This window comes from Streptomyces sp. NPDC055239 (assembly GCF_053606205.1).
Genome location: NZ_JBSGRD010000001.1, coordinates 230,348 through 249,780, shown reverse-complemented (window position 1 = coordinate 249,780; position 19,433 = coordinate 230,348). Strand labels below are relative to the sequence as shown.

Genomic DNA, 19,433 nt, shown 5'->3' with positions numbered 1-19,433 from the left:
GCTGACCGTGACCAGGAGGCGGTCGAAGGTGCTGCCGACGGCCCAGCGGGCGAACCGTACGTGGCCGGTCTGCCAGGGGCCTAACCGCTCGGGCAGGCCCCTCCAGGGCAAGCCGGTGCGGAACTTGAACACGATGCCCTCAAGAACCTGTCAGTGATCACGCCACCGCCCACGCCGCGTCTGTTGAGCAGCCCCTGGGGCCTGTCCGGCGAGGGGATGCCTTCACGTCTCGGCGCGGCGGAACTTACGGTTTGTGGGTTACCCAGAGCAGCTCCGCCGGCCAGCGGTGCGCCCAGTCGGGTGGGTCGGTTTCGTTGTAGCCGTTGGGTGTTCCGCGTTCGGGCCGCGGCTCGATGAGGTCGTCGATGATGAGACCCGCGCCGCGCAGGACCCTGACCCAGTCGCCGTAGGTGAGCTGATAGCTGGTCGCGCCGTCGTCTTCGGCGATGGTGTTAAGTCCGAAGTAGTCCTGCTGCAGCGTCGTGGTCACGCGGCTGGCTGCTTCGTCGTAGCAGGCTTCGAACCATGGACTGGCGACGTTGAACACCAGGCGCCCGCCTCGGCCCAGGACGCGTGCGGCCTGCGGGACGGCCAGGTGCGGGGGCGCCCAGCTGAGCCCACCGAAGTCGCAGAACACCAGGTCGAAGCTGTCGGCGGCGAAGGGCAGGTGTTCGGCGGCGCCTTGCACCAGCGGGTAGCGGGCGGCACCCATCGCGCGGGTCGCTGCGGCGAGTTGGGCTTCGGACAGGTCGAGCCCGACCACGGTGGCGCCTTCGGCGGCAAGCGCCCTGGACCACTGGCCGGCGCCGCAGCCGAGTTCGAGGACGCGCTTGCCGGTGACGTCGCCCAGGGCGTGCAGGTGCGCGTCGGGGATGGAGTACATGCCCCACAGCCGGGGTGTCGCGCCGATCTGCGGGTCGTGCTCGTGCTGGTAGGCGCTGCTGATCTGGTTCCAGAGCCGCCGGTTGGCGGGGATGCTGTCCACCTGCCGACTCCAGCACTGCCTGCCGGGGACGGTCAACACGATTAGGGCACCGGCCCGCCCTCGCCTCGATCCGGCCCTGGCTCGGCCCATGATCCGCCGGACAAGCCCTAGTCGTGGAACGCTCCTTCACCACCACGGAACTCGCCCACCGGGCAGGGGCCTCCGTCCAGAACATCGCCGGGCCCGCACCCCGACAGGGGGTGCGGGCCCGCAAGCTGCGCCAGACGGTGCCGGGTCAGGCAGTGGCGAGGGAGATCTCAGTCGACTTGATCAGCGCGAAGGCGGAGGAGCCGGAGGCGAGATCTGGTTGCGGATGGAGGCACCCTGGACCGGGCCGGTAGCCAGGGAGACCTCGGTGGACTTGACGAGGATCCGCACCTCGGAGCCTTCTGCGAGGCCGAGGTCCTTGGGGTGGATTCCCGCGCAGGGGTGCCCACGTTCCCGCCCTTGAGCGTCGGCGCTGACGCGAACGCACGCATCACCGATGGGGCCCGCCGAACCGACTGTGTTTCGTCACCTGGGGCGGCCCATTTCGTCGGTAACCCCAGGTTGCTGGCCTCCCATAATCCTGTGTGTCACACCTCAGGTCCACCCGTCGAGCGCCACTGCTCGGGGGTGGCTGGTGCCACGGGGGGGGAGATGTGCGGCTGTGATCTTCGACAGTCTTGATGTGTCGTACGGCGAGATGTGGGGTTCCTATCGGGGAATGACCCATCCGGACCCGATGTCGCGCGCGCTCGCGGCACGCAAGCATGCTGCCGGGGTGGATTACGCGGTTCTGCTGTCCGCGCGGGAGCGACCGCTGGCACTGGTCGAATACTGGCCGCGCCGGATGTGGCGTGTGTATCTGTTCGACGACAGGTCCTGGCGCATGCAGATGATCGACCTCAAGCCGCACAGCACGGGGATGTTGTTGGCTCACCGGAACATCCGATGGCAGTTTTCCAGCGAGCAGGACCACTCGTACGGGAAGTGGGATGTTCAGGAGACCACGACTGTCTCGGCCGACGGGCAGGTCGAGGTGAGGTCCGAGTTCGCCGGGCCGAGGGAAGCGTCGACGGAGCCACTGCACGCTCGAACATCCGGCCCGTCGAGCGTCCCCGTGCGGCGGTTCGCGGCGCCCGTCGAAAGCTTCCTCTGCCCCGTACCGGAATTCGGCGACTGGCAGGTGTTCGCACCGTTCCTCGCCCAGCAGGGCCACGAGCCCGCCACGGCCGTGACGTTCCTGGACATCCCGCCCCGCGAGTGGGAAATGGCCCTCCGGCCCGACGAGGACCTGGGGCTGCTCGGCGAGGGCCAATTCTACGGGGTTGGCGTGGATACCGGCACAGTGGCTTTCATGGATGCGGCTCGGACGGTGATCGAAGACCAGCTGGACGAGGACCTGTTCATACCCCTCGACAGACATTTCACCGTCGAACTGGCCAGCACGGAGCCCGAGCCGAACCTCATCACCTTCCGTGCCGGCCAGGGCGACGGGGCCTACCCCGTCTGGATCGGCCGCACCGATGCCGGACAAGTTGGCTGCGTCGTCGTCGACTTCCAGCTCCATTCCGCCGACGCGGGAGAAGCTCGACAACTCGATCACCAACTTCGGCCTGGTGGACGCCTTCCCGGAGGACGTCAAGGAAGCTCGCCAGCGGTACTACGCATCGACGTAGCCGTGCCCTACAACGGTTGAACATCCCTGGTTGCCTTGCGGCCCGCATCTGGACCTGGCCCACCCCTCACCCCGGCACGGCATCCCCTCCCGGTACCTTCACCTGCTGGCCCACGTACGCCACCGCGGGCGCCGGTACTTCTCCTGCATTCTCAGGGAACCGCGCCTCGGCCTCGAAGAACTTCAGTAGCAGGGCGAAGCCCAGCCGATTCGCCCCAGTCTTGTTCCGCAGCCGCACAACTTCGTCCTCAAGAAGCGTCCAGACCTCGATTAGGTCCTCTGGCTCCCACTCCTGCCGCACCGGCGCCTCCGCGCCTCACAACTTGGATCTCCACATCGTGGCGATCACCGGTCTCAACTGGACACGAAGCACTAACGGCAGCTTCACGAGTACAGGGTCGCGCCGCAGTGCGCTCACTGCCGTGAACAGCGAGTATGGAACAACCGTCAAGTGTGCAGAACGCGCACGGCGAGCAGCGTCTGCCAGGTCAAGCCGATCGTGAGTGAGACGCGCTGGATCAGTCCGCCCAGACCCACCCAGCGTCGATGCTGGCTGAACGCGGCACTGGCCAGCGCCATCGTGGTTGCGAAGAGCACACCGCTGGCGATCGAGTAGAGGGCCCATCCCGGCGAGTTGGGCAGGGCGAAGACGAAACAGGCCACGGCAAGGGCGAGGAATCCGATGAGGGAGAACAGGTCGTGCAGAGCCCCTGCGCGGGTGGGGCGCTGAAGCTGCTGAGGGGTGCCGACGGGATAACCGCTCACCGGATCCGTGCGGAAGGCACCTGCGCCCAGCAGGCCGAGAGCCCATACACCGATCAGCAGTGCACCCCAGCGGGAAGGCCCAGTACGCCACAGGCCCACGGCGAAGATCAGTGTCAGCGAGCCCGTGACGAAGAAGTTGACGGTCTGCGTCCACCCGGCGCGGCCGAGAGCGAGCGAACTGACGGGATGACGGAACGGCTTGTAGTCCACACGGCTGGCGCCTTCCAGCAGGTACGCGATGGTGAAGAGTGGGCCGGCGGCCATCCCGCAGGCAAGCAGTGTCTGATTACCCATCCCGTCAACCTATGTTGACAGGATGGGCGTGTCAATGCTCGTTGACATCGGGATGAACGCAGCCTGCCCGGAACCCCGCGCGGAGCGCTGATTACCACTGGTACGGCAGGTACTTCCCGTCGAGAGTGATGACAACCCGGTCGCCCGCAGGGTCGGGAACACGCTGGACGTCGAGCCGGAAGTTGATCGCGCTCATGATGCCGTCGCCGCACTGCTCGTGTATCAGCTCCTTGATGGTCGGACCGTAGACCTGGATGACCTCGTAGAGCCGGTAGATCGTGGGATCCACGGGCACGGCCGCGTCCAGGGCGCCCCGGGTCGGCTGGAGCTGGAAAGCGAGGGCGGCGTCGTCGCCGAGTTCGAGCAGTGCCGCCGCCGTTGCCGCCTCGTCCTTGCCCATCGGGTGCTGGCCGAGCAGGGCGGCCGTGGTCCAGGCCGGCGGCTTGCCGACCGCTTCGGCCAGTTGCGCCCACGTCACTCCGGTCTTCACCTTGGCCTCACGTACGGCTTCGGCGGCTTCCTGCTTGCTCAGCATGTGCATCTCCCTTGACGACAGTGGTCCTGGTGACACGTTCACACCAACGGACACTGCCCATCGCCACGACCGGTCAGGCATCGCAGGCAAGTGGAGGGATCAAGAGGGAGGACGCGTCAACTGTGTCCGCCCAGTTGCTGGTCGCTTCCGGGATCATCAGCCGCCCGTCCGGCGGCCGCGGACGAAGCGTGGCGCGCAGGTGGCTTGCACAGGATGGTGTTCTCGCTCGCCAGATCCTTGGGGTGCCGTGAATTGGCCGACCAGCACTAAGAGCTCGTAACAGGATCTCAGTGAGGTGTGCTGGTGCGGCCGGATCCGGTGAGGGTCGCGTAGACGATGATGTTGTCGGAGTAGCGCCGGTCCGCCTTCGAGTAGTCGCCCGCGCAGGTGATCAGCCGGAGACCGGCGTGATCGAGGTTGCGGTAGACCTCGACTGTGGGGAACCGGTCCTTGGGGTACTGCGCCACCCGGTCGACGGTGAATTGCGCAGTGACGCCGTCCTCGCGTCGCACGCCGATGGTGTCTCCCTTCTTGAGCTTGGCGAGCCTGAAGAAGACCGAGGGCGTTCCGTTCCACGTCACATGGCCCGCTATGACGGCGGGACCCCTCGCTCCGGGCGTGGGGCCGGGCCGGTACCAGCCCGCCTTCGCGGGGTCGCGAGGCGTCTCCATCGCCTTCTGTTCGTCAAGCCCCAGGTCCTCGAGCGACGAGGACACTTTGATGGACGGAATGGACACCCGTACGGGATCGGACGGCGGCAACGGCCGTCGAGCAGCCCGCTCCCCCGTGCCGTCCTCCTGTGATGGCGCAGTGGTGCGGCCGGACGCGGAGGACGGTCCGCCCCCCGCGTCCGGACGCCCGGGCGGGGCTGGCTCTTGCCTGCCGATGCCGACCACCAGCAGGAGCCCGCCGACGAGGACCAGGACGAGCGCTCCCACGGCCAGGCCGACGCGCCGCCGCTGCGGGTCTCGCGCGAGGCCGTCCTGCCCCGACTGCCGCTCTTCGTCCATGGTTCGTCCCGCCTCCGCATACCGTGTCGTGGGCCCGCTCCGAGCGCGATCGCGTCAGCTGTTGTCGCCCACCGGCCGACGGCTGGACATGGTGCGGCGCACGGCGAAGAGACCACCGGCGGCCAGCAGGGCGGCCGTGCCGCCCGCTATCAGCCCCGGGGACTCCATGCCCTGCGTACTGCCGGAACCCGTTTCGACGCCGCCGACGGGCATGGAGCCCACTGCTGCTCCCTTGACCATTCCGCAGTCGGCGGGAGCGGTGGCCTCCTGGGGCAACTTGGGGTCGAGTTCGCTCTTGCCCTTGCCGAAGTCGTACTCATTGTTGTTGTTCGGGTCGATGCCGTGCTGCACGACGTGCAGATCCTTGATGTGGTCGGCCACGTCCTGGGACACGGTGATCGTCCGCGAGTAGGACAGGGTGCCGTCCTCCTTCGCGGTCGGCATCCGCTTCACGTCCAGGCCGCTCTTCTTGGACGTGTCGCCCTTGGTGGTCAGGGAGATGTTGATGTCCCCGTACGAAGGAAGGCCTTCGGCGGTCGTGACGATGCCGTCGCCGTTCTTGTCCGCGCCTGCGTCAGGGCAGTGGAAGTCGTGCCCGTCCGTCGAGCCGTGGATGTGCTGCGCGTGCGGCTGGCCGGGCACCAAACCCTTGGCCTCGATCTTCACCGTCAGCTTGGTGCCGTCCAGGCTGAGCAGGGCGGTGCCCTGTGAGCCCGACTTGTTCAGTGCTTCGAGGTTGATCTGGTAGGTCTGACCGGCCGCTCCTGACTTCGAGGCTCCGGAGTGGTGTCCGTCGTGGGCGAGCGCGGGCGTCGCCGCGGCCAGGGAGAGCGCCGCAGGCAGGGCCAGCAACGCTGATATTCGGGCGGTGCGCTGAGCTGTCACGATCCAGCATCCCCTTCCGATGACCTCAACTGCTGCTCAACGAGGTCAAGTTCGGTCACTTGTGCCGGTGATTCGGAGCGGACTCGAGCGCGGATTGGTCATGCGTGAGGTTCGAGAGGTCGGCAGGTGCTCGGGGCGGAACGACGTCGGCACCAATCCAAGAGAGCCCCGGACTCCGAATCAGCGCGTGAGCGCAGAGAGCAGCGAGGCAAGGGGGCACCGTGGACGCTTCTGTGTCAGTCCGTGAGCTGGCTGTTGCCGGCCCCAAGGTGTGGATCGCCGTACGCGGCCGCCTCGACGCACGGTCCCTGGCCGCTCTGTGCAACGAACTGGTCGAACGATCCCGTTGCGGACAAAGGGAGTTGTACCTCGACCTCTCAGAAGTGACGTGTACGGTCGACCTCGTAGTGCGTGTCCCTGGGCATCTGCCGCTCGCGGAGGGCACGCACCTCCATCTCATCGAGGCCGACTGCCTGAGGGCGGCAACGTCAAACGGCCCGTTGTGGACCTTGCATCACGACCGTGCCTCCGCCTGGACCGCATGGTCGCAGGCAGAACCCCCGGGTACCGAGCACTCCTGCGATCGGCCGGGCTGAGGGCCACCGCCCGAGTGTTCTCACCCGAGAGTCACCCGGCGAAAGCGCCTCAGCGTAAGCAGCATGAAAGCGAAGGTGATCAGGCACGCGCAGGAGAGCGCGTAGGGCAGGGCGTGGGCAACGGGCCATGCGTCGCTCACAGGGACACCGCTGGGCGCCGGGTTGCCGAACAACTCACGCACGGCCGTCGCCGTGGCCGAGACCGGGTTCCACTCCGCCACCGTCCGCAGCGGTCCCGGCATCGTGTGCGTCGACACGAACGCCGACGACACGAAGGTCACCGGGAAGAGCCACAGCAGGCCCGCGCTCTGTGCCACCTCCACGCTGCGGGCCATCAGCCCGATGGCCGCGCCGACCCACGACATGGCGAAGGCGAAGAGCAGGATGAGCAGATAGCCGAGCACTGCGTCGCCGGCGGAAGCGCCGATGCGCCACCCCACCAGCAGCCCGCACAGGGAGGTGACGACCAGCGTCACGGTGCTCATCAGCAGGTCGGACATCGTGCGGCCCAGCAGCACGGCCATCCTGGGTACGGGCAGCGACCGGAGGCGGTCGACGATGCCCTTGTCCATGTCGTTGGCCAGGCCAAGGGCGGTGAACGCCGAGTTGAAGGTGACGGCCTGCGCGAAGATTCCGCCCATGAGGAACGTCCGGTAGTCCGCCCCGCCGAGGCTGCCCCCGAAGACATAGGCCAGCAGCAGGACGAACATCACGGGCTGCACCAAAGCGGCGATCACCGAGCCCGGGGTGCGGCGCAGGTTCAGCAGGTTGCGCCAGGCGACGATGGACGAGTCGCGGGCCAGCCGCCGTACCGCCTTCATCGTCCCGCCTCCGCCGCGCCCGCGCCGAGGCTCTCCTCGGCCGCCGCCGGTCCGCGGGGCTCCCTGGTCTGTCCGGTCAGGGACAAGAAGACGTCGTCGAGAGTGGGCGGCGCGAGTGCCACTTCCCGTACGGCGACGCCGGCCAGGCGCAAGGAGCCCAAGGCGTATTCCAGGCTCTGCGCCCCGTGCTCGGCGGCGACGGTGAAGCGGCCCGTACGGGAATCCAGGACCGGCGTGTGTGCGCCCAGGGCGTTCAGGATCTCGGCTGCTGTCGTCCGCGCCTGGGGGTCCGCGACGGTCAGCGACAGCCGTTCGCCGCCGATCCGGCCCTTGAGTTCGGACGCGGAACCCCGGGCGACCACGCTGCCGTGCTCGATGACCACGATGGTGTCGGCCAGTTGATCGGCTTCCTCCAGGTACTGGGTGGTGAGCAGGACCGTCGTACCGCCGTCGACGAGTTCCTGGATGGACGCCCAGGTGTCGGCCCGGCTGCGCGGGTCGAGCCCTGTGGTCGGCTCGTCGAGGACGACCACAGGCGGGCGGGCGACGAGCGCGCCCGCCAGGTCGAGGCGCCGGCGCATACCACCGGAATAGGTCCCGCTGGGCCGGTCCGCGGCGTCTTCGAGACGGAAGCTTTCGAGCAGCAACCCCGCCCTGCGCCGGGCGGCGTGCCGTCCCATCCCGTACAGGCGGGCGACCAAATAGAGGTTCTCGCGCCCCGTCAGCTTCTCGTCGACGGCCGCGTACTGGCCGGACAGGCCGAGGTTGCGCCGGACACTCTCGGGATCTTTGCGCACGTCGTGCCCGGCCACCCATGCCTGCCCGCCGTCCGGTCTGAGCAGCGTCGACAGCACGCGCACCGTGGTGGTCTTGCCCGCGCCGTTGGGGCCGAGAACCCCCAGCACGGTGCCGGGCGCCGCCTCCAGGTCCACGCCCGCCAGGGCCTGTTTGTCCCCGAAGCGCTTGGTGAGCCCTTCGGTGCGTATCGCCACGCTGTTCTGCTGCTGCGTCATCGCTGCCTTTCGTCGCACCGTGCGTCGCGTTGTGATCTGAGGAACGAGGACCTGGATCAGGCCACGGCGACGCGGGCGCTGCGGGGTGTGAGGTCCGTCCAGTGCACTTCCACGTAGTCCAGGCAGGCGGCGTGGGCGGCGGGGCCGAACACGGCCTCCCACCCGGCGGGGATGTCGGCGAAGGACGGCCACAGGGCGTGCTGGTCCTCCTCGTTGACGAGGACGCGGTGCTGGGTCTGCGGGTCGTCGAAGGGGTTCGTCATGCGTTGTCTCCTTGTGCGGTGTGGTGACCGGCGCGTAGGGCGGCGGCCAGTGTGGTGCCGATCTGCGCCCGCGCATCGGGCTGCATCATCTGGGCGTGCGCGCACGCCACGTCGTGGTTCTCGATGTGTCCGTCGATGTACGGCGCCCACAGTTCGAGTCCGAAGGCCTCGCGCGGGCGGCCTTCGGCGGCGGTGAAGAACAGGACGGGGCCCCGGAACGTGCGGGGGGTGTACGTGCGCATCAGCCGTGCCTGGCCGGCGAAGTTGTCCACCATCGTCTCGATGGTGGCCGGTTCGAGAGAGCCGAGCGGGCTGCCGCTCCGGCGAAAGGCGTCGCGTACGGCGGTCGCCTCGACCTCACCGTTGCCTTCGAGCACCTCCTCCCCCACGCCGATGTTGGACAGCAACGCCCGGAACACGGTGTCGCGGCTCGCACTGTCCAGGTCGTCGAGCGGCGCGATCGGGAAAGCGTCGAGGATGGTCAGCAGCGCGACCTTCTCACCGGCCTCCTGGAGCTGTACCGCGACCTCCTGCACGAGGTTGCCGCCGAAGGACCAGCCGAAGAGGTGGTAGGGCCCGTGCGGCTGCACGGTGCGCAGCTCGGCGACGTACACGGCCGCCATGGCCTCCATGCTGTCCGGGAAGGGCGCCGTGCCGTCGAGATTGGGGGTCTGCAGGCCGTACACCGGCTGGTCGGGGTCGAGGTGGGGCAGCAGTCCTCCGTACGACCAGGCCAGTCCCCCGGCCGGGTGGACGCAGAACAGCGGAGGGCGTTCTCCTGCGGTGCGCAGCGGCAGCAGTGTCGCCAGCGGATTGTCCTCGGCGTCGTCGAGGAGGCGTTCGGCGAGCGCGGCGACGGTCGGCGCCTCGAAGAGGCTGCGGATGCTGACCTCGACGCCCAGGGCGGTGCGGATACGGCCGATGAGCCGAGTCGCGAGCAGGGAGTGACCGCCCAGTGCGAAGAAGTCGTCGTCGATCAGGGCCTGTTCGACACCGAGCACCTCCGCGAAGAGGGTGCACAGCACGTCCTCGCGGGGGTTGCGAGGCCCTCTGCCCGCGGTGTCGGCTCGAGCGGAGGGCGCCGGGTCGGGCAGGGCTTTGCGGTCCAGCTTGCCGCTGGGGGTGAGCGGGATGCGGTCCAGGCTCTGGCAGCTGGTGGGGACCATGTACGCGGGGAGGTTGCGGCCCGCGTGGGCCTGTATCCCGGCTAGGTCGCCCGGCGCTTCGGACAGCACCAGGTAGGCGGCGAGCCGGGTCCCCGCCGGGCCGCCGTCGTGTGCGATCACGGCTGCCTGGACGACGTCGGGGTGCGCTTCGAGCACGGCCGCGACCTCGTCGGGCTCGACCCTGAAGCCACGCACCTTGACCTGGCCGTCGGAGCGCCCGGCGAATTCCAGCGCGCCGTCCCGGCCGTACCGTGCTCGGTCGCCGGTGCGGTACATCCGCGCTCCGGCCGGGCCGTTGGGGTCGGGTACGAAGCCGCGCGCCGTCTCGGCCGGACGGCCGTGGTAGCCGAGTGCGAGGCTGTCGCCGGCGAGATACAGGTCGCCGACGACCCCCACGGGCACGGGGCGCAGCCGCGCGTCCAGCAGATAGGCACGGGTGCCGGTGACCGGCGTGCCCAGCACGGGACGGTCGGTGTCGGCCAGTGGGGCGACAAGGGTGTCGACGGTGGCCTCCGTGGGCCCGTAGAAGTTCCAGCACCGCACGTCTGGCACCTCGCGCAGTGCGTTCCAGAGCGCCTGCGGGACGGCTTCGCCGCCCAGGACGAGGACCGAGGGACGGTGCCGCGGACCCGGCGCGAACAGACCGGCGTCCAGCAGTTGGCGTACGTGGGTCGGGGTCGACTCCAGGACGTCGAGGCGCTGGTCGCGCACCGCGTCGACGAGGGCTTCCGAGTCGCGCCTTGTCAGGTCGTCGAGCACGTGCAACTGATGTCCGTCGATCATCCACAGCACGGGGTCGAGCGAGGCGTCGAAGGAGAGGGCGGCGGTCAGGGCGACCTGCAGCCGCCGTTCTCCGCTCGCGCGCACCGCAGGGCCGAAGACCTGCCGCCGATGGTGCTCAAGGAGCCGGGCCAGCGAGCCGTGCCCGACGAGTACCCCCTTGGGCCGCCCGGTGGATCCCGAGGTGTGGATGAGGTACGCCGCCGAGCCCGGGGCGGGAGAGACGGTGGGGGCGGGGATGTGCGGCGCCGTCAGGAAGCGGGCCGATTCGGTGCTGTCGAGCACCAGTTGGGGCCACGTGGCCCCGACCCGGTGGGCCGTGGCACCGGCGGTGACGACGAACCGGGGCCCGGCATCGTCGAGGACCGCGTCGATCCGTCCCTGGGGCAGGGAGTCGTCGATGGGCGCGTAGACGCAGCCGGCCTTGAGCACGCCCAGCAGGGTCGCGATGGAGTCGACGGACCGGGGCAGCAGTACGGCCACCACGTCGCCGGAGCGCGCACCGGTTTCCCCGAGCAGGGCCGCGATGCGCTCTGAGCGGGCGTCGAGCTCCGAGAACGAGATCCGGCCGTCGGGCGCGGTGACCGCGATGTCACCGCTGCGGGCGGCGGCGACGGTCTCGGCGAACCGGTCCAGGACGCTCGCCGGACCGGAGGCGGGCTCACTCTCGTGGCCGGGGGCCAGCAGTCGCGCCTGTTCGTCCTCGTCGATCAGGGCGAGGTCGGCGACCCTGATGTCCGGTTGGCCGACGGCCAGGTCGAGAAGCCGCAGGAACCACTGCGTGATGCGGTGCGCCGTGTCCTGGTCGAATAGGTCCCGGCTGAACTCCAGGGTCGCGTCGAGGGTTTCCTCGCCGGGCGCCGCTCCGGTCCGCTCGGTGAACCCGAAGGAGAGGTCGAACTTGGCTCCTCCGGTGTCGACGCCCTCCATCCGCGCCCGCAGGCCCGGCAGGTCCAGGCGGGGTGGCCGGGTGTTGTTCAGGGTGAGCATCACCTGGAAGAGGGGATGGCGGGCCAGGGAGCGCGTGGGCTGCAATGCCTCCACGAGGCGCTCGAACGGCAGCTCTTGGTGGGCGTAGGCAGCCAGATCGGTCTCTCGCGCATGGGCCAACAGCTCCCTGAACGTCATCTCGGGTTGTACGCCGGTGCGCAGGACGAGCGTGTTGACGAAGAAGCCGACGAGCGGTTCGAGTACCTCGTCCGTCCGCCCGGCCACCGGGGTGCCGATGGTGATGTCCTCCCCGGCCCCCGTGCGGTGCAGGAGGGCCGTCAGTGCCGCGTGCAGGACCATGAACGTGCTCGTGGCGGACGTCCTGGCCAGCCGGCCGACGGCCGCGGCGGTGTCCGCGGGCACCTGGAAGGTCACTACGCCGCCCGCTCCGGTGGAGACGGCGGGCCGGGGCCGGTCGGCGGGCAGCGGCGTCTCCTGCGGCGCTCCGGACATCTGCGTCGTCCAGTAGGCCAGTTGACCGGCGGACAGCGAGGCCGGGTCGGCCGGGTCGCCGAGCAGCTCGCGCTGCCACAGGGCGTAGTCCGTGTACTGGACCGGCAGGCCCGTCCAGCTCGGGGAACGCCCGGAGGTCCGCGCCGCGTAGGCCCCGGCGACGTCCTGGGCCAGCGGGCCCATCGACCATCCGTCGGCCGCGATGTGATGCACCGTGATCAGCAGAGTGTGCCGGTCCTCAGCGAGGCGGAACAGCTCGGCCCTCAGTGGTATCTCCCGCTCCAGGTCGAACGGCTGTCCGCTCGCCGCTCGCAGGGCCTGCGCGAGAGCCTGCTCCTCCAGGACGGTCACCGGCATGCCGGGGCGCGCGTCACCGGAGCCGAGCACGGCCTGGAAGGGTTCACCGCCGCTGACCTTGACGAGGGTGCGCAGGCTCTCGTGCCGGGCCACCACGTCGGCGAGCGCCCCGTGCAGTGCCCTGGAGTCCAGGGCTCCGTCCAGCCGCACCGCGACCGAGATGTGGTATGCGGCGGCCTGCGGGTCCAGCTGGTGCAGGAACCAGAGCCGCTGCTGCGCGGGAGACAGCGGGGGCAGGGCGGGTCTGGGTGCCCTGCGCAGCGCGGGGCGCGCCGTACCCGCTTCGTCCAGTCGCTCGGCGAGCGCCGCCGGGGTGGTGGACTCGAAGAGGGTACGGACCGGCAACTCGACGCCGAACGCCGAACGGATCCGGCCGACGAGGCGCGTGGCAAGGAGCGAATGCCCGCCCAGTTCGAAGAAGTCGTCACCGCGCCCGACCTGTTCGTGCCCGAGGCTCTCCGCGAACAGGGCGCACAAGATCTCCTCCGGTGCGGACCGCGGCGGGTCGGTGTCGGTCGCCGCGTCCCCGGCACTGGAGGAGGCGTCCGCTGCCGTGGGCAACGAGGCGAAGTCCACCTTGCCGTGCGCGGTGAGGGGCAGCTCGGTCACAGGGACGACCGCCGTCGGCACCATGTAAGCGGGAAGCCGGTCGGCCAGGTAGGCCCGCAGGGTGCGGGTGGACAGTTCCTGGCCGTCGCGGGTGACGACCCAGCACACGAGCCGCCCCTCGCCGCGCGCGTCCGCCTGGACGGCGACCGCCGAGTGCGCCACATCGAGGTGCCCGGTGAGCACCGTCCCGATCTCGCCGGTCTCTACGCGAAAGCCCCGTACCTTGACCTGTCCGTCGACGCGCCCCACGTATTCGAGGCGGCCCTCTCTGCGCCGGACGAGATCGCCCGTGCGGTACATCCGGGTCCCCGGGACGCCGTAGGGGTCGGGCAGGAAGCGATCCGCCGTGGCGGAGGGCCGGTTCTCGTAACCGCGGGCCAGGCCTGCGCCCGAGAGGTAGAGCTCACCGGTGGCTCCCGGGGCGACCGGGCGCAGTCGCTCGTCGAGTACGCGGGCACGGGTGCCCGTGACGGGACGGCCCAGGTGGGGGCGGGTACCGGCGGTGACACGGCCCATCACGCTGTCGACCGTGGTCTCGGTGGGCCCGTACAGGTTCCACACCGCTACGTCCTGGAGCGTCGAAAGCTCCTGCCACAGCGACTCGTTCACGGCTTCACCGCCGAGCGCGAGGACACGAGGGCGGGACGGTCCCGGGGCGAGCAGGCCGCAGGCCCGCAGCTGTTCGAGGAAGGACGGGGTGGTCTCGACGACATCGATCGCGCTGCGGTGCACGAGAGAGGTGAGCGCCTCCGGGTCGCGGCGCGTCGCGTCGTCCACCAGGTGCAGTTCGTGTCCGGCGACCATCCACAGGAGTGGATCCCAGGAGGCGTCGAAGGTCATGGCCGCGGTGAGCGCGACCCGCAGCGGCAGGCCGTTGTTATCGGCCTCGGCGGGCCCCATCAGCTTCTCGCGGTGGCTGGCGAAGAGGTTCGCCAGGGACCGGTGCTCGACGACGACGCCCTTGGGGAGGCCCGTGGACCCCGAGGTGTAGAGCACGTATGCGGCGTCCTGGGCACGCGGTGCTTCGGGCGTCGTTCCCCCGTCCGGGCGCCACACCGCCGGGTCGTCGAGGAGCAGACTGGCCGGCGCCGTCGGCAGCGCGTCGCGTGTGTCGGCCGTGGTGAGCAGCAGCCGAGGGGCGGCGGTGTCGAGGATCAGCTGGTTGCGGGTACGGGGATGCGAGGGGTCGATCGGTACGTAAACGGCTCCGGCGCGCAGCACTCCGAACAGCGCCACGATGTGCAGCGACGTACGGGGCAGGGCCACCGCGACCCGGTCGCCGCTGCCGACTCCCGAGTCCCGCAGCACACGGGCCAGTTGCTCGCTGCGGGCCAGCAGGTCCCCGAAACTGAGGCGGCCGTCGGAGGCGACCACGGCAGTACGGCCGGGCTGGACGGCGGCGCGGGTGGTGAGCTCGTCGACCACCGTCCGGCCCTCACCCGACGCTGCCTGGTGAGCGAGGTTCGCCCCGGTCACCGGCTGGGAGACCCGGGGCAGCTCGTCCAGGGCCGCGTCGTGCTGGTCGGGCGTGAGGAAATCGGCGTCGGCCGTGGGGCGGTCGGGGTCGGCGAGGGCCGCCCGCAGCAGGCGCGTGAAGTGCTCGGCGAAGCGCTCGGCCGTACTGCGGTCGAAGAGGTCCTCGCTGAACTCCAGCTCACCGACGAGACCGGCCGGAGCCCCCTCCTTGTCGTGCTCTTCGGTCAGGTCCCAGGCGAGGTCGAACTTGGCCCCCAAGCGGCCGATGGCGGCCTCGTGGCTGACGCTGAGACCCGCCAGTTCGGGGCGCGGCGCGGGGGTGTTGTTGAGGCTGAGCATGATCTGGAAGAGGGGATGGCGGGAGAGGGAGCGTGTGGGCGACAGCTCCTCCACGACGCGCTCGAAGGGAGTGTCCTGGAGGGCGTACGCCGCGAGGTCGGCACGCCGTACCCGCTCCACCAGTTCGCGCAGGCCGGGCGCTCCGGACGTATCGGCCCTGAGGACCAGTGTGTTGACGAAGAAGCCCACCATGTCGGCGAGGGAGTCGTCGGTGCGGCCCGCCACCGGCGTACCGATCGCGATGTCGTCGCCCGCGCCGAGCCGTGCCATGAGGGCGGCCAGCGCCGCGTGCAGCACCATGAATGTGCTGGCCCCGCAGTCGGCCGCGAGCCGCATCAGCGCGCGGTGCGCGGCGGCGTCGATCCGCACGGACACCGCCCCGCCGCGGCCAGAAGCCCGCGTGGGGCGGGAACGGTCGACGGGGAAGGTCACCTCCTCCGGGAGCCCTTCGAGGAGCTGCGCCCAGCGGGCGAGCTGGCGTCCGGCGAGGCTGTCACTGCTTCGTGGGTCGCCGAGCAGGTCGCGCTGCCACAGGGCATAGTCGGCGTACTGCACGGGAAGGGCGTCCCATCGCGGGGCCTCACCCCGGGTGCGCGCCGCGTAGGCGGTGCCCAGGTCGCGCAGGAGCGGACCCATCGACCAGCCGTCCGCCGCAATGTGATGCAGCGTCAGTACGAGCAGGTGCTCGTCCGGGCCGGCAGGGAACAGCTGCGCGCGCAGCGGCAGTTCACGGCTGAGGGCGAAGGGCGTGCGGTCGGGTTCGCCGGGCAGGCAGCCGTCCGGCATCACCACGAGTGCCGGGCGGGCGGCCTCCGGGGCCAGGATGCGCTGGTGAGGGCCCTCCTCGTCCACGGCGAAGAGGGTTCGCAGGCTCTCGTGCCGCCCCATCAGGTCGGCGAGCGCGTCGGCGAGCGCTTCGCGGTCCAGGGGGCCCGAAAGCCTCAGAGCAACCGGCAGATGGTAGGAGGCGCCGGCATCGCCCAGCTCGTCCAGCAGCCACAGCCGCTGCTGCCCGAACGACAGCGGCAGCCGCTCGGGGCGCGGCGAAGCAGCAGCGACGGGCGGACGCGCCGTCGGGATGGTGTCCAGGATGGCGACGAGACCGGCCGGGGTCGGCGACTCGAAGAGGGCACTGATCGGCATTTCGACGCCGAAGGCACCGCGTATCCGGCTCACCAGACGGGTCGCCAGCAGCGAATGCCCGCCCAGCAGGAAGAAGTTGTCGTCCCGCCCGGCCCGTGACACGTCCAGGCACTCGGCGAAGACCGCACACATCAACTCCTCGTCGGGGGTGCGCGGTGCGCCGCCCCGGGCCGCGACCGGGGTGGCCTGCGGCAGGCGGGCGGTGTCGAGCTTGCCGTTCGGGGTGAGCGGCAGTCGGGGCACCGTCGCCCACGCGGTGGGCACCATGTGCTCGGGAAGCAGACCGGCCAGGGCGTCCCGTACGTCCGCGACGTCGGCTGCCCCGGCCGGGCCGTCGGTCACCAGATACGCGGCCAGCCGTTGCGTTTCGTCCCGGGATCCGGTCAGGGCGACCGCTGCCTCGGTGACACCCGGCAGGCTCCGCAGCGCGGACTCGATCTCGCCGGTCTCCACGCGGTAGCCGCGTACCTTGATCTGGCGGTCGCTGCGCCCCAGGAACTCCAGCGTGCCGCTCTCGCTCCAGCGGGCGAGGTCCCCCGTGCGGTACATCCGGCCGCCCGGCGCCCCGAACGGATCCGGCAGGAACCGCTCCGAAGTCATTCCCGGACGCCCGGAGTAGCCGCGCGCCAGGCCCTCCCCGGACAGGTACAGCTCGCCGACCGCACCCAGCGGCAGCGGATGCAGCGACGGGTCGAGCACGTAGGCCCCGGCGCCGGCGACCGGGCGGCCGATGACCGGGGTAGCGCCCGTGATCCGGGTGGTCACCGCGTCGACTGTGGTCTCGGTCGGGCCGTAGTAGTTGAAGACCAGCAGGCCGGACTGGGCGGCGAGTTCGTTCCACAGCGCTTCGTCGACGGCTTCTCCGCCGAGGGCGATCACCAGGGGCCGGTGCCGTGGTGAGTCGAGCAGCCCGGCGGTGAGCATCTGCCGCAGGTAGGTGGGGGTGGTCTCGATGGCGTCGATGCGCTGCTCGACGAGGAAGTCCACCAGGGCTTCGGGATCGCGCCGGATGTCGTCGTCGACGATGTGCAGTTCATGGCCCGCGACCATCCACAGCACCGGGTCCCACGAGGCGTCGAAGGAGGTGGCCGCGGTCAGGGCCACCCGCAGCCGGCGGCCCAGCGTCCGCTCGGCCAGCATGTGGCTTTCCTGCCGGTGGTGTACGAGCAGGTTGCTCAGGGAGCGGTGCTCCACGACGACGCCCTTGGGCCTGCCGGTGGAACCGGATGTGTAGATGACGTACGCCGCGTCCTGGGGACCGGGTCCGCGCGGCTCGGCCACGGCAGGCTCCAGGCCCGCCAGGGCCGGGTCCACCACGCAGAGAGTGCTCTGCGGGTCCATGGCGCTCGCGGTCTCCACCGTGGCGACGAGCGCGATCGGCTGCGAGTCCTCGATCATGAAGGCGATGCGGTCGGCGGGGTACGAGGGGTCGAGCGGCAGATACGCGGCGCCCGTCCGCATGACCGCGAGCATCGCCACCACCAGATCCGTGCAGCGCGGCAGGCCCACGGCCACCCGGGTTCCCGGCCCGGCCCCCCTGGCGGCCAGCACCCGGGCAAGAGTGTCGACCTGCGCGTCGAGTTCCCTGAAGGTGAGCCGGTTGTGGCCGCAGACCACGGCGCTGGCCGTGGGCGTGATCCGTGCCTGTCCGGCGAGCTGCTCGGGGAGAGTGGCCGGGTTGTGCCCTGCGGCCTCGACGACGGTGGGGTCCGAGGCGCCAAGACCGAGGATCTGGAGCCGTTCGTCGTCACCGACGACGTGCAGGCTGCCGATCGTCCGTTCCGGGTCTTCCGCGAACGCCACGATCAGACGGCACAGCCGCTCGTGATGGGCAGCCAGTTCCTGGGGCGTATAGAGGCCGGGGTTGCCGAGCAGGTCGACATGGATCCCTCCGTCGGCGTACGAGGCATGCACCGCGAGGGCCATGTCCTCCACCGGGCCGATGGACAGGTTGTGCAGTGTGGCCTTGTTCGGTCCGAAACTGAGCCGGTCGTCGAACGCCAGAACGTTGACCGAGGGTCCTGTCAACGAGACGTCCGCACCCGTCAGGCCAAGGTCGTGGCGCAGGCTCTCCGACGGATAGCGCTGGTGCGCCAGGACCTCGCGGGCCTGAGCGGACGCATGCTTGGCCACGTCTGCGACCCGGTCGGACGGGGATATGCGCAGCCGCATCGGCAGGACGTTGCTGAGCATGCTCGGCGTGGCACGGGCCAGCGGGGTGCGTCGCCCGGTCACCGGCAGTCCCAGTACGACCTCCCCGAGCCCTCGGCTGCGGTGGAGGTAGACCGCCATGGCCGCCATGAACAGCGTCGGCCACCCGGCGCCCGCCCGCCTGGCCGCCGCGCGCAGCCGCTCGGCGTCCGTAGCCGCGAACTCCCGGCGTACCCGCAACGACCCGTGTCCAGGGGCGCGCCTCTCTTCAGACAGGCCAGTGGGCGTAGGGGCGTCGGCCAGATAGTCCGCCCAGAACGCGCCGTCGGCGCCGTGCTTTCCGGAGGTCCGGTACGTCTCCTCCTCCTCGATCAGCGCCGCCAGAGCGGGGTCGGGCCCGGTCCCCTGATCGGCTGCGGCCTGAGTCGAAAAGCCGGTGTAGACCTCGGCTATGCGTGCGAGGGCGAGCGCGGCGCCGTAGCCGTCGAGCGCAAGATGGTGCACCTGCTGGTGGAACAGATGGCGTTCCTCGCTCAGGCGGTAGAGCGTCATGCGCACGAGTGGTCCGGTGGCGATGTCCACCGGCCGGCCCAGGCAGTCCTCCATACGCCGCAGCGCCTCGGCGTGCGGATCGTCGTGACGCGACAGATCGACCAGCGGAACCTCGATGCCCGCAGTCGGATGAACCCGCTGAAAGGGAATGCCCTCGCGCTCGCCGAAAGTCAGCCGCAGCGCTTCCTGCTCATCCGCGACCCGGCGCACGGCGGCCTGCAGGCGCACGGGGTCCATGCGGCCCCGAATGTCCGCGTACTCGGCCACGTTGTACGACGGATTCCGCGCGTCCATCCGCTGGGCGAACCAGAGACCGCGTTGAGCCGCGGTCAGCGGATACGTGGGGAGAATAGTCCCGTCGTACGGTGTGTCACTCACGCGTTCTCACCTCTGTAGAGACCACCGGAAGCCGATCGGCATCGCGGTTGCGAATATGCGCCACGACGCACCCATGCATGGCCACGGGTCCAGATAGTCGCCGTTGCCCCCAATGGGCCGTCACATCAGTGTTTCGGAGTCACAAAGCAACCGGATTGGCGGCGTGACGCACGACACATCCATGTAGGGCGAGTTCCGAACTTCACAGGCGC

At 70.1% G+C, this 19,433-nt stretch carries 11 protein-coding genes and 2 pseudogenes; 1 reads left to right on the top strand and 12 read right to left on the bottom strand.

The genetic code is table 11. The annotated features are described in order from the left end of the window. Positions 1 to 3 precede the first annotated feature (3 nt). The 3 genes and pseudogenes from ACWFRJ_RS01035 to ACWFRJ_RS01025 form a co-directional block, all read right to left on the bottom strand. Positions 4 to 174 (bottom strand): annotated as a pseudogene (locus ACWFRJ_RS01035) (transposase); the annotation flags it as partial. A gap of 70 nt (positions 175 to 244) precedes the next feature. Further along, on the bottom strand, positions 245 to 985 hold the full coding sequence (locus ACWFRJ_RS01030; protein ID WP_453523652.1) for a class I SAM-dependent methyltransferase: 741 nt from the start codon (positions 983 to 985) through the stop codon (positions 245 to 247). A 300-nt stretch (positions 986 to 1,285) separates the two neighbouring features. Beyond that, positions 1,286 to 1,393, bottom strand: a pseudogene (locus ACWFRJ_RS01025) (TOBE domain-containing protein); the annotation flags it as partial. 241 nt (positions 1,394 to 1,634) lie between these two features. On the opposite strand from ACWFRJ_RS01025, the gene ACWFRJ_RS01020 reads away from it, so the two are divergent. Next, positions 1,635 to 2,666 carry a DUF4241 domain-containing protein gene (locus ACWFRJ_RS01020; RefSeq protein WP_453523649.1) on the top strand — a complete coding sequence of 344 codons (1,032 nt, stop codon included), beginning with the start codon at positions 1,635 to 1,637 and terminating at the stop codon, positions 2,664 to 2,666. A 46-nt stretch (positions 2,667 to 2,712) separates the two neighbouring features. Here ACWFRJ_RS01020 and ACWFRJ_RS01015 read toward each other — a convergent pair whose 3' ends face one another. The 9 genes from ACWFRJ_RS01015 to ACWFRJ_RS00975 form a co-directional block, all read right to left on the bottom strand. Next, positions 2,713 to 2,946 carry a DUF4158 domain-containing protein gene (locus ACWFRJ_RS01015; protein WP_453523646.1) on the bottom strand — a complete coding sequence of 78 codons (234 nt, stop codon included), beginning with the start codon at positions 2,944 to 2,946 and terminating at the stop codon, positions 2,713 to 2,715. Positions 2,947 to 3,092: 146 nt separating this feature from the next. Next, a complete protein-coding gene (locus tag ACWFRJ_RS01010; RefSeq protein WP_453523644.1) occupies positions 3,093 to 3,704 on the bottom strand; it encodes a DUF998 domain-containing protein in 612 nt (203 codons plus the stop codon). Positions 3,705 to 3,795: 91 nt separating this feature from the next. After that, positions 3,796 to 4,239 (bottom strand): cyanase, encoded by a 444-nt coding sequence (gene cynS / locus ACWFRJ_RS01005; RefSeq protein ID WP_453523638.1) that lies wholly within the window; start codon positions 4,237 to 4,239, stop codon positions 3,796 to 3,798. 287 nt (positions 4,240 to 4,526) lie between these two features. Then, positions 4,527 to 5,249: a class F sortase gene (locus tag ACWFRJ_RS01000; RefSeq protein WP_453523636.1), complete on the bottom strand. Its 723-nt coding sequence runs from the start codon at positions 5,247 to 5,249 to the stop codon at positions 4,527 to 4,529. Positions 5,250 to 5,303: 54 nt separating this feature from the next. Further along, positions 5,304 to 6,134, bottom strand: coding sequence for a hypothetical protein (locus ACWFRJ_RS00995; RefSeq protein WP_453523633.1), 831 nt, complete (start codon positions 6,132 to 6,134; stop codon positions 5,304 to 5,306). 616 nt (positions 6,135 to 6,750) lie between these two features. Then, a complete protein-coding gene (locus ACWFRJ_RS00990; protein ID WP_453523630.1) occupies positions 6,751 to 7,551 on the bottom strand; it encodes an ABC transporter permease in 801 nt (266 codons plus the stop codon). Continuing rightward, positions 7,548 to 8,564 carry an ATP-binding cassette domain-containing protein gene (locus ACWFRJ_RS00985; protein WP_453523627.1) on the bottom strand — a complete coding sequence of 339 codons (1,017 nt, stop codon included), beginning with the start codon at positions 8,562 to 8,564 and terminating at the stop codon, positions 7,548 to 7,550. The genes ACWFRJ_RS00990 and ACWFRJ_RS00985 overlap by 4 nt, the downstream gene beginning before the upstream one ends. 56 nt (positions 8,565 to 8,620) lie before the next feature. Next, positions 8,621 to 8,827 carry an MbtH family protein gene (locus ACWFRJ_RS00980; RefSeq protein ID WP_453523624.1) on the bottom strand — a complete coding sequence of 69 codons (207 nt, stop codon included), beginning with the start codon at positions 8,825 to 8,827 and terminating at the stop codon, positions 8,621 to 8,623. After that, positions 8,824 to 19,221, bottom strand: a complete 10,398-nt coding sequence (locus ACWFRJ_RS00975; RefSeq protein ID WP_453523621.1) for an amino acid adenylation domain-containing protein — start codon at positions 19,219 to 19,221, stop codon at positions 8,824 to 8,826. Before ACWFRJ_RS00975 ends, ACWFRJ_RS00980 begins: the two co-directional genes overlap by 4 nt. Positions 19,222 to 19,433 lie beyond the last annotated feature (212 nt).

Coding starts and splice junctions, on each gene's coding strand:
- ACWFRJ_RS01010 (WP_453523644.1), bottom strand. CDS start 3,704: ATGGGTAATCAGACACTGCTTGCCTGCGGGATGGCCGCCGGCCCACTC.
- cynS (WP_453523638.1), bottom strand. CDS start 4,239: ATGCTGAGCAAGCAGGAAGCCGCCGAAGCCGTACGTGAGGCCAAGGTG.
- ACWFRJ_RS01000 (WP_453523636.1), bottom strand. CDS start 5,249: ATGGACGAAGAGCGGCAGTCGGGGCAGGACGGCCTCGCGCGAGACCCG.
- ACWFRJ_RS00990 (WP_453523630.1), bottom strand. CDS start 7,551: ATGAAGGCGGTACGGCGGCTGGCCCGCGACTCGTCCATCGTCGCCTGG.
- ACWFRJ_RS00985 (WP_453523627.1), bottom strand. CDS start 8,564: ATGACGCAGCAGCAGAACAGCGTGGCGATACGCACCGAAGGGCTCACC.
- ACWFRJ_RS00980 (WP_453523624.1), bottom strand. CDS start 8,827: ATGACGAACCCCTTCGACGACCCGCAGACCCAGCACCGCGTCCTCGTC.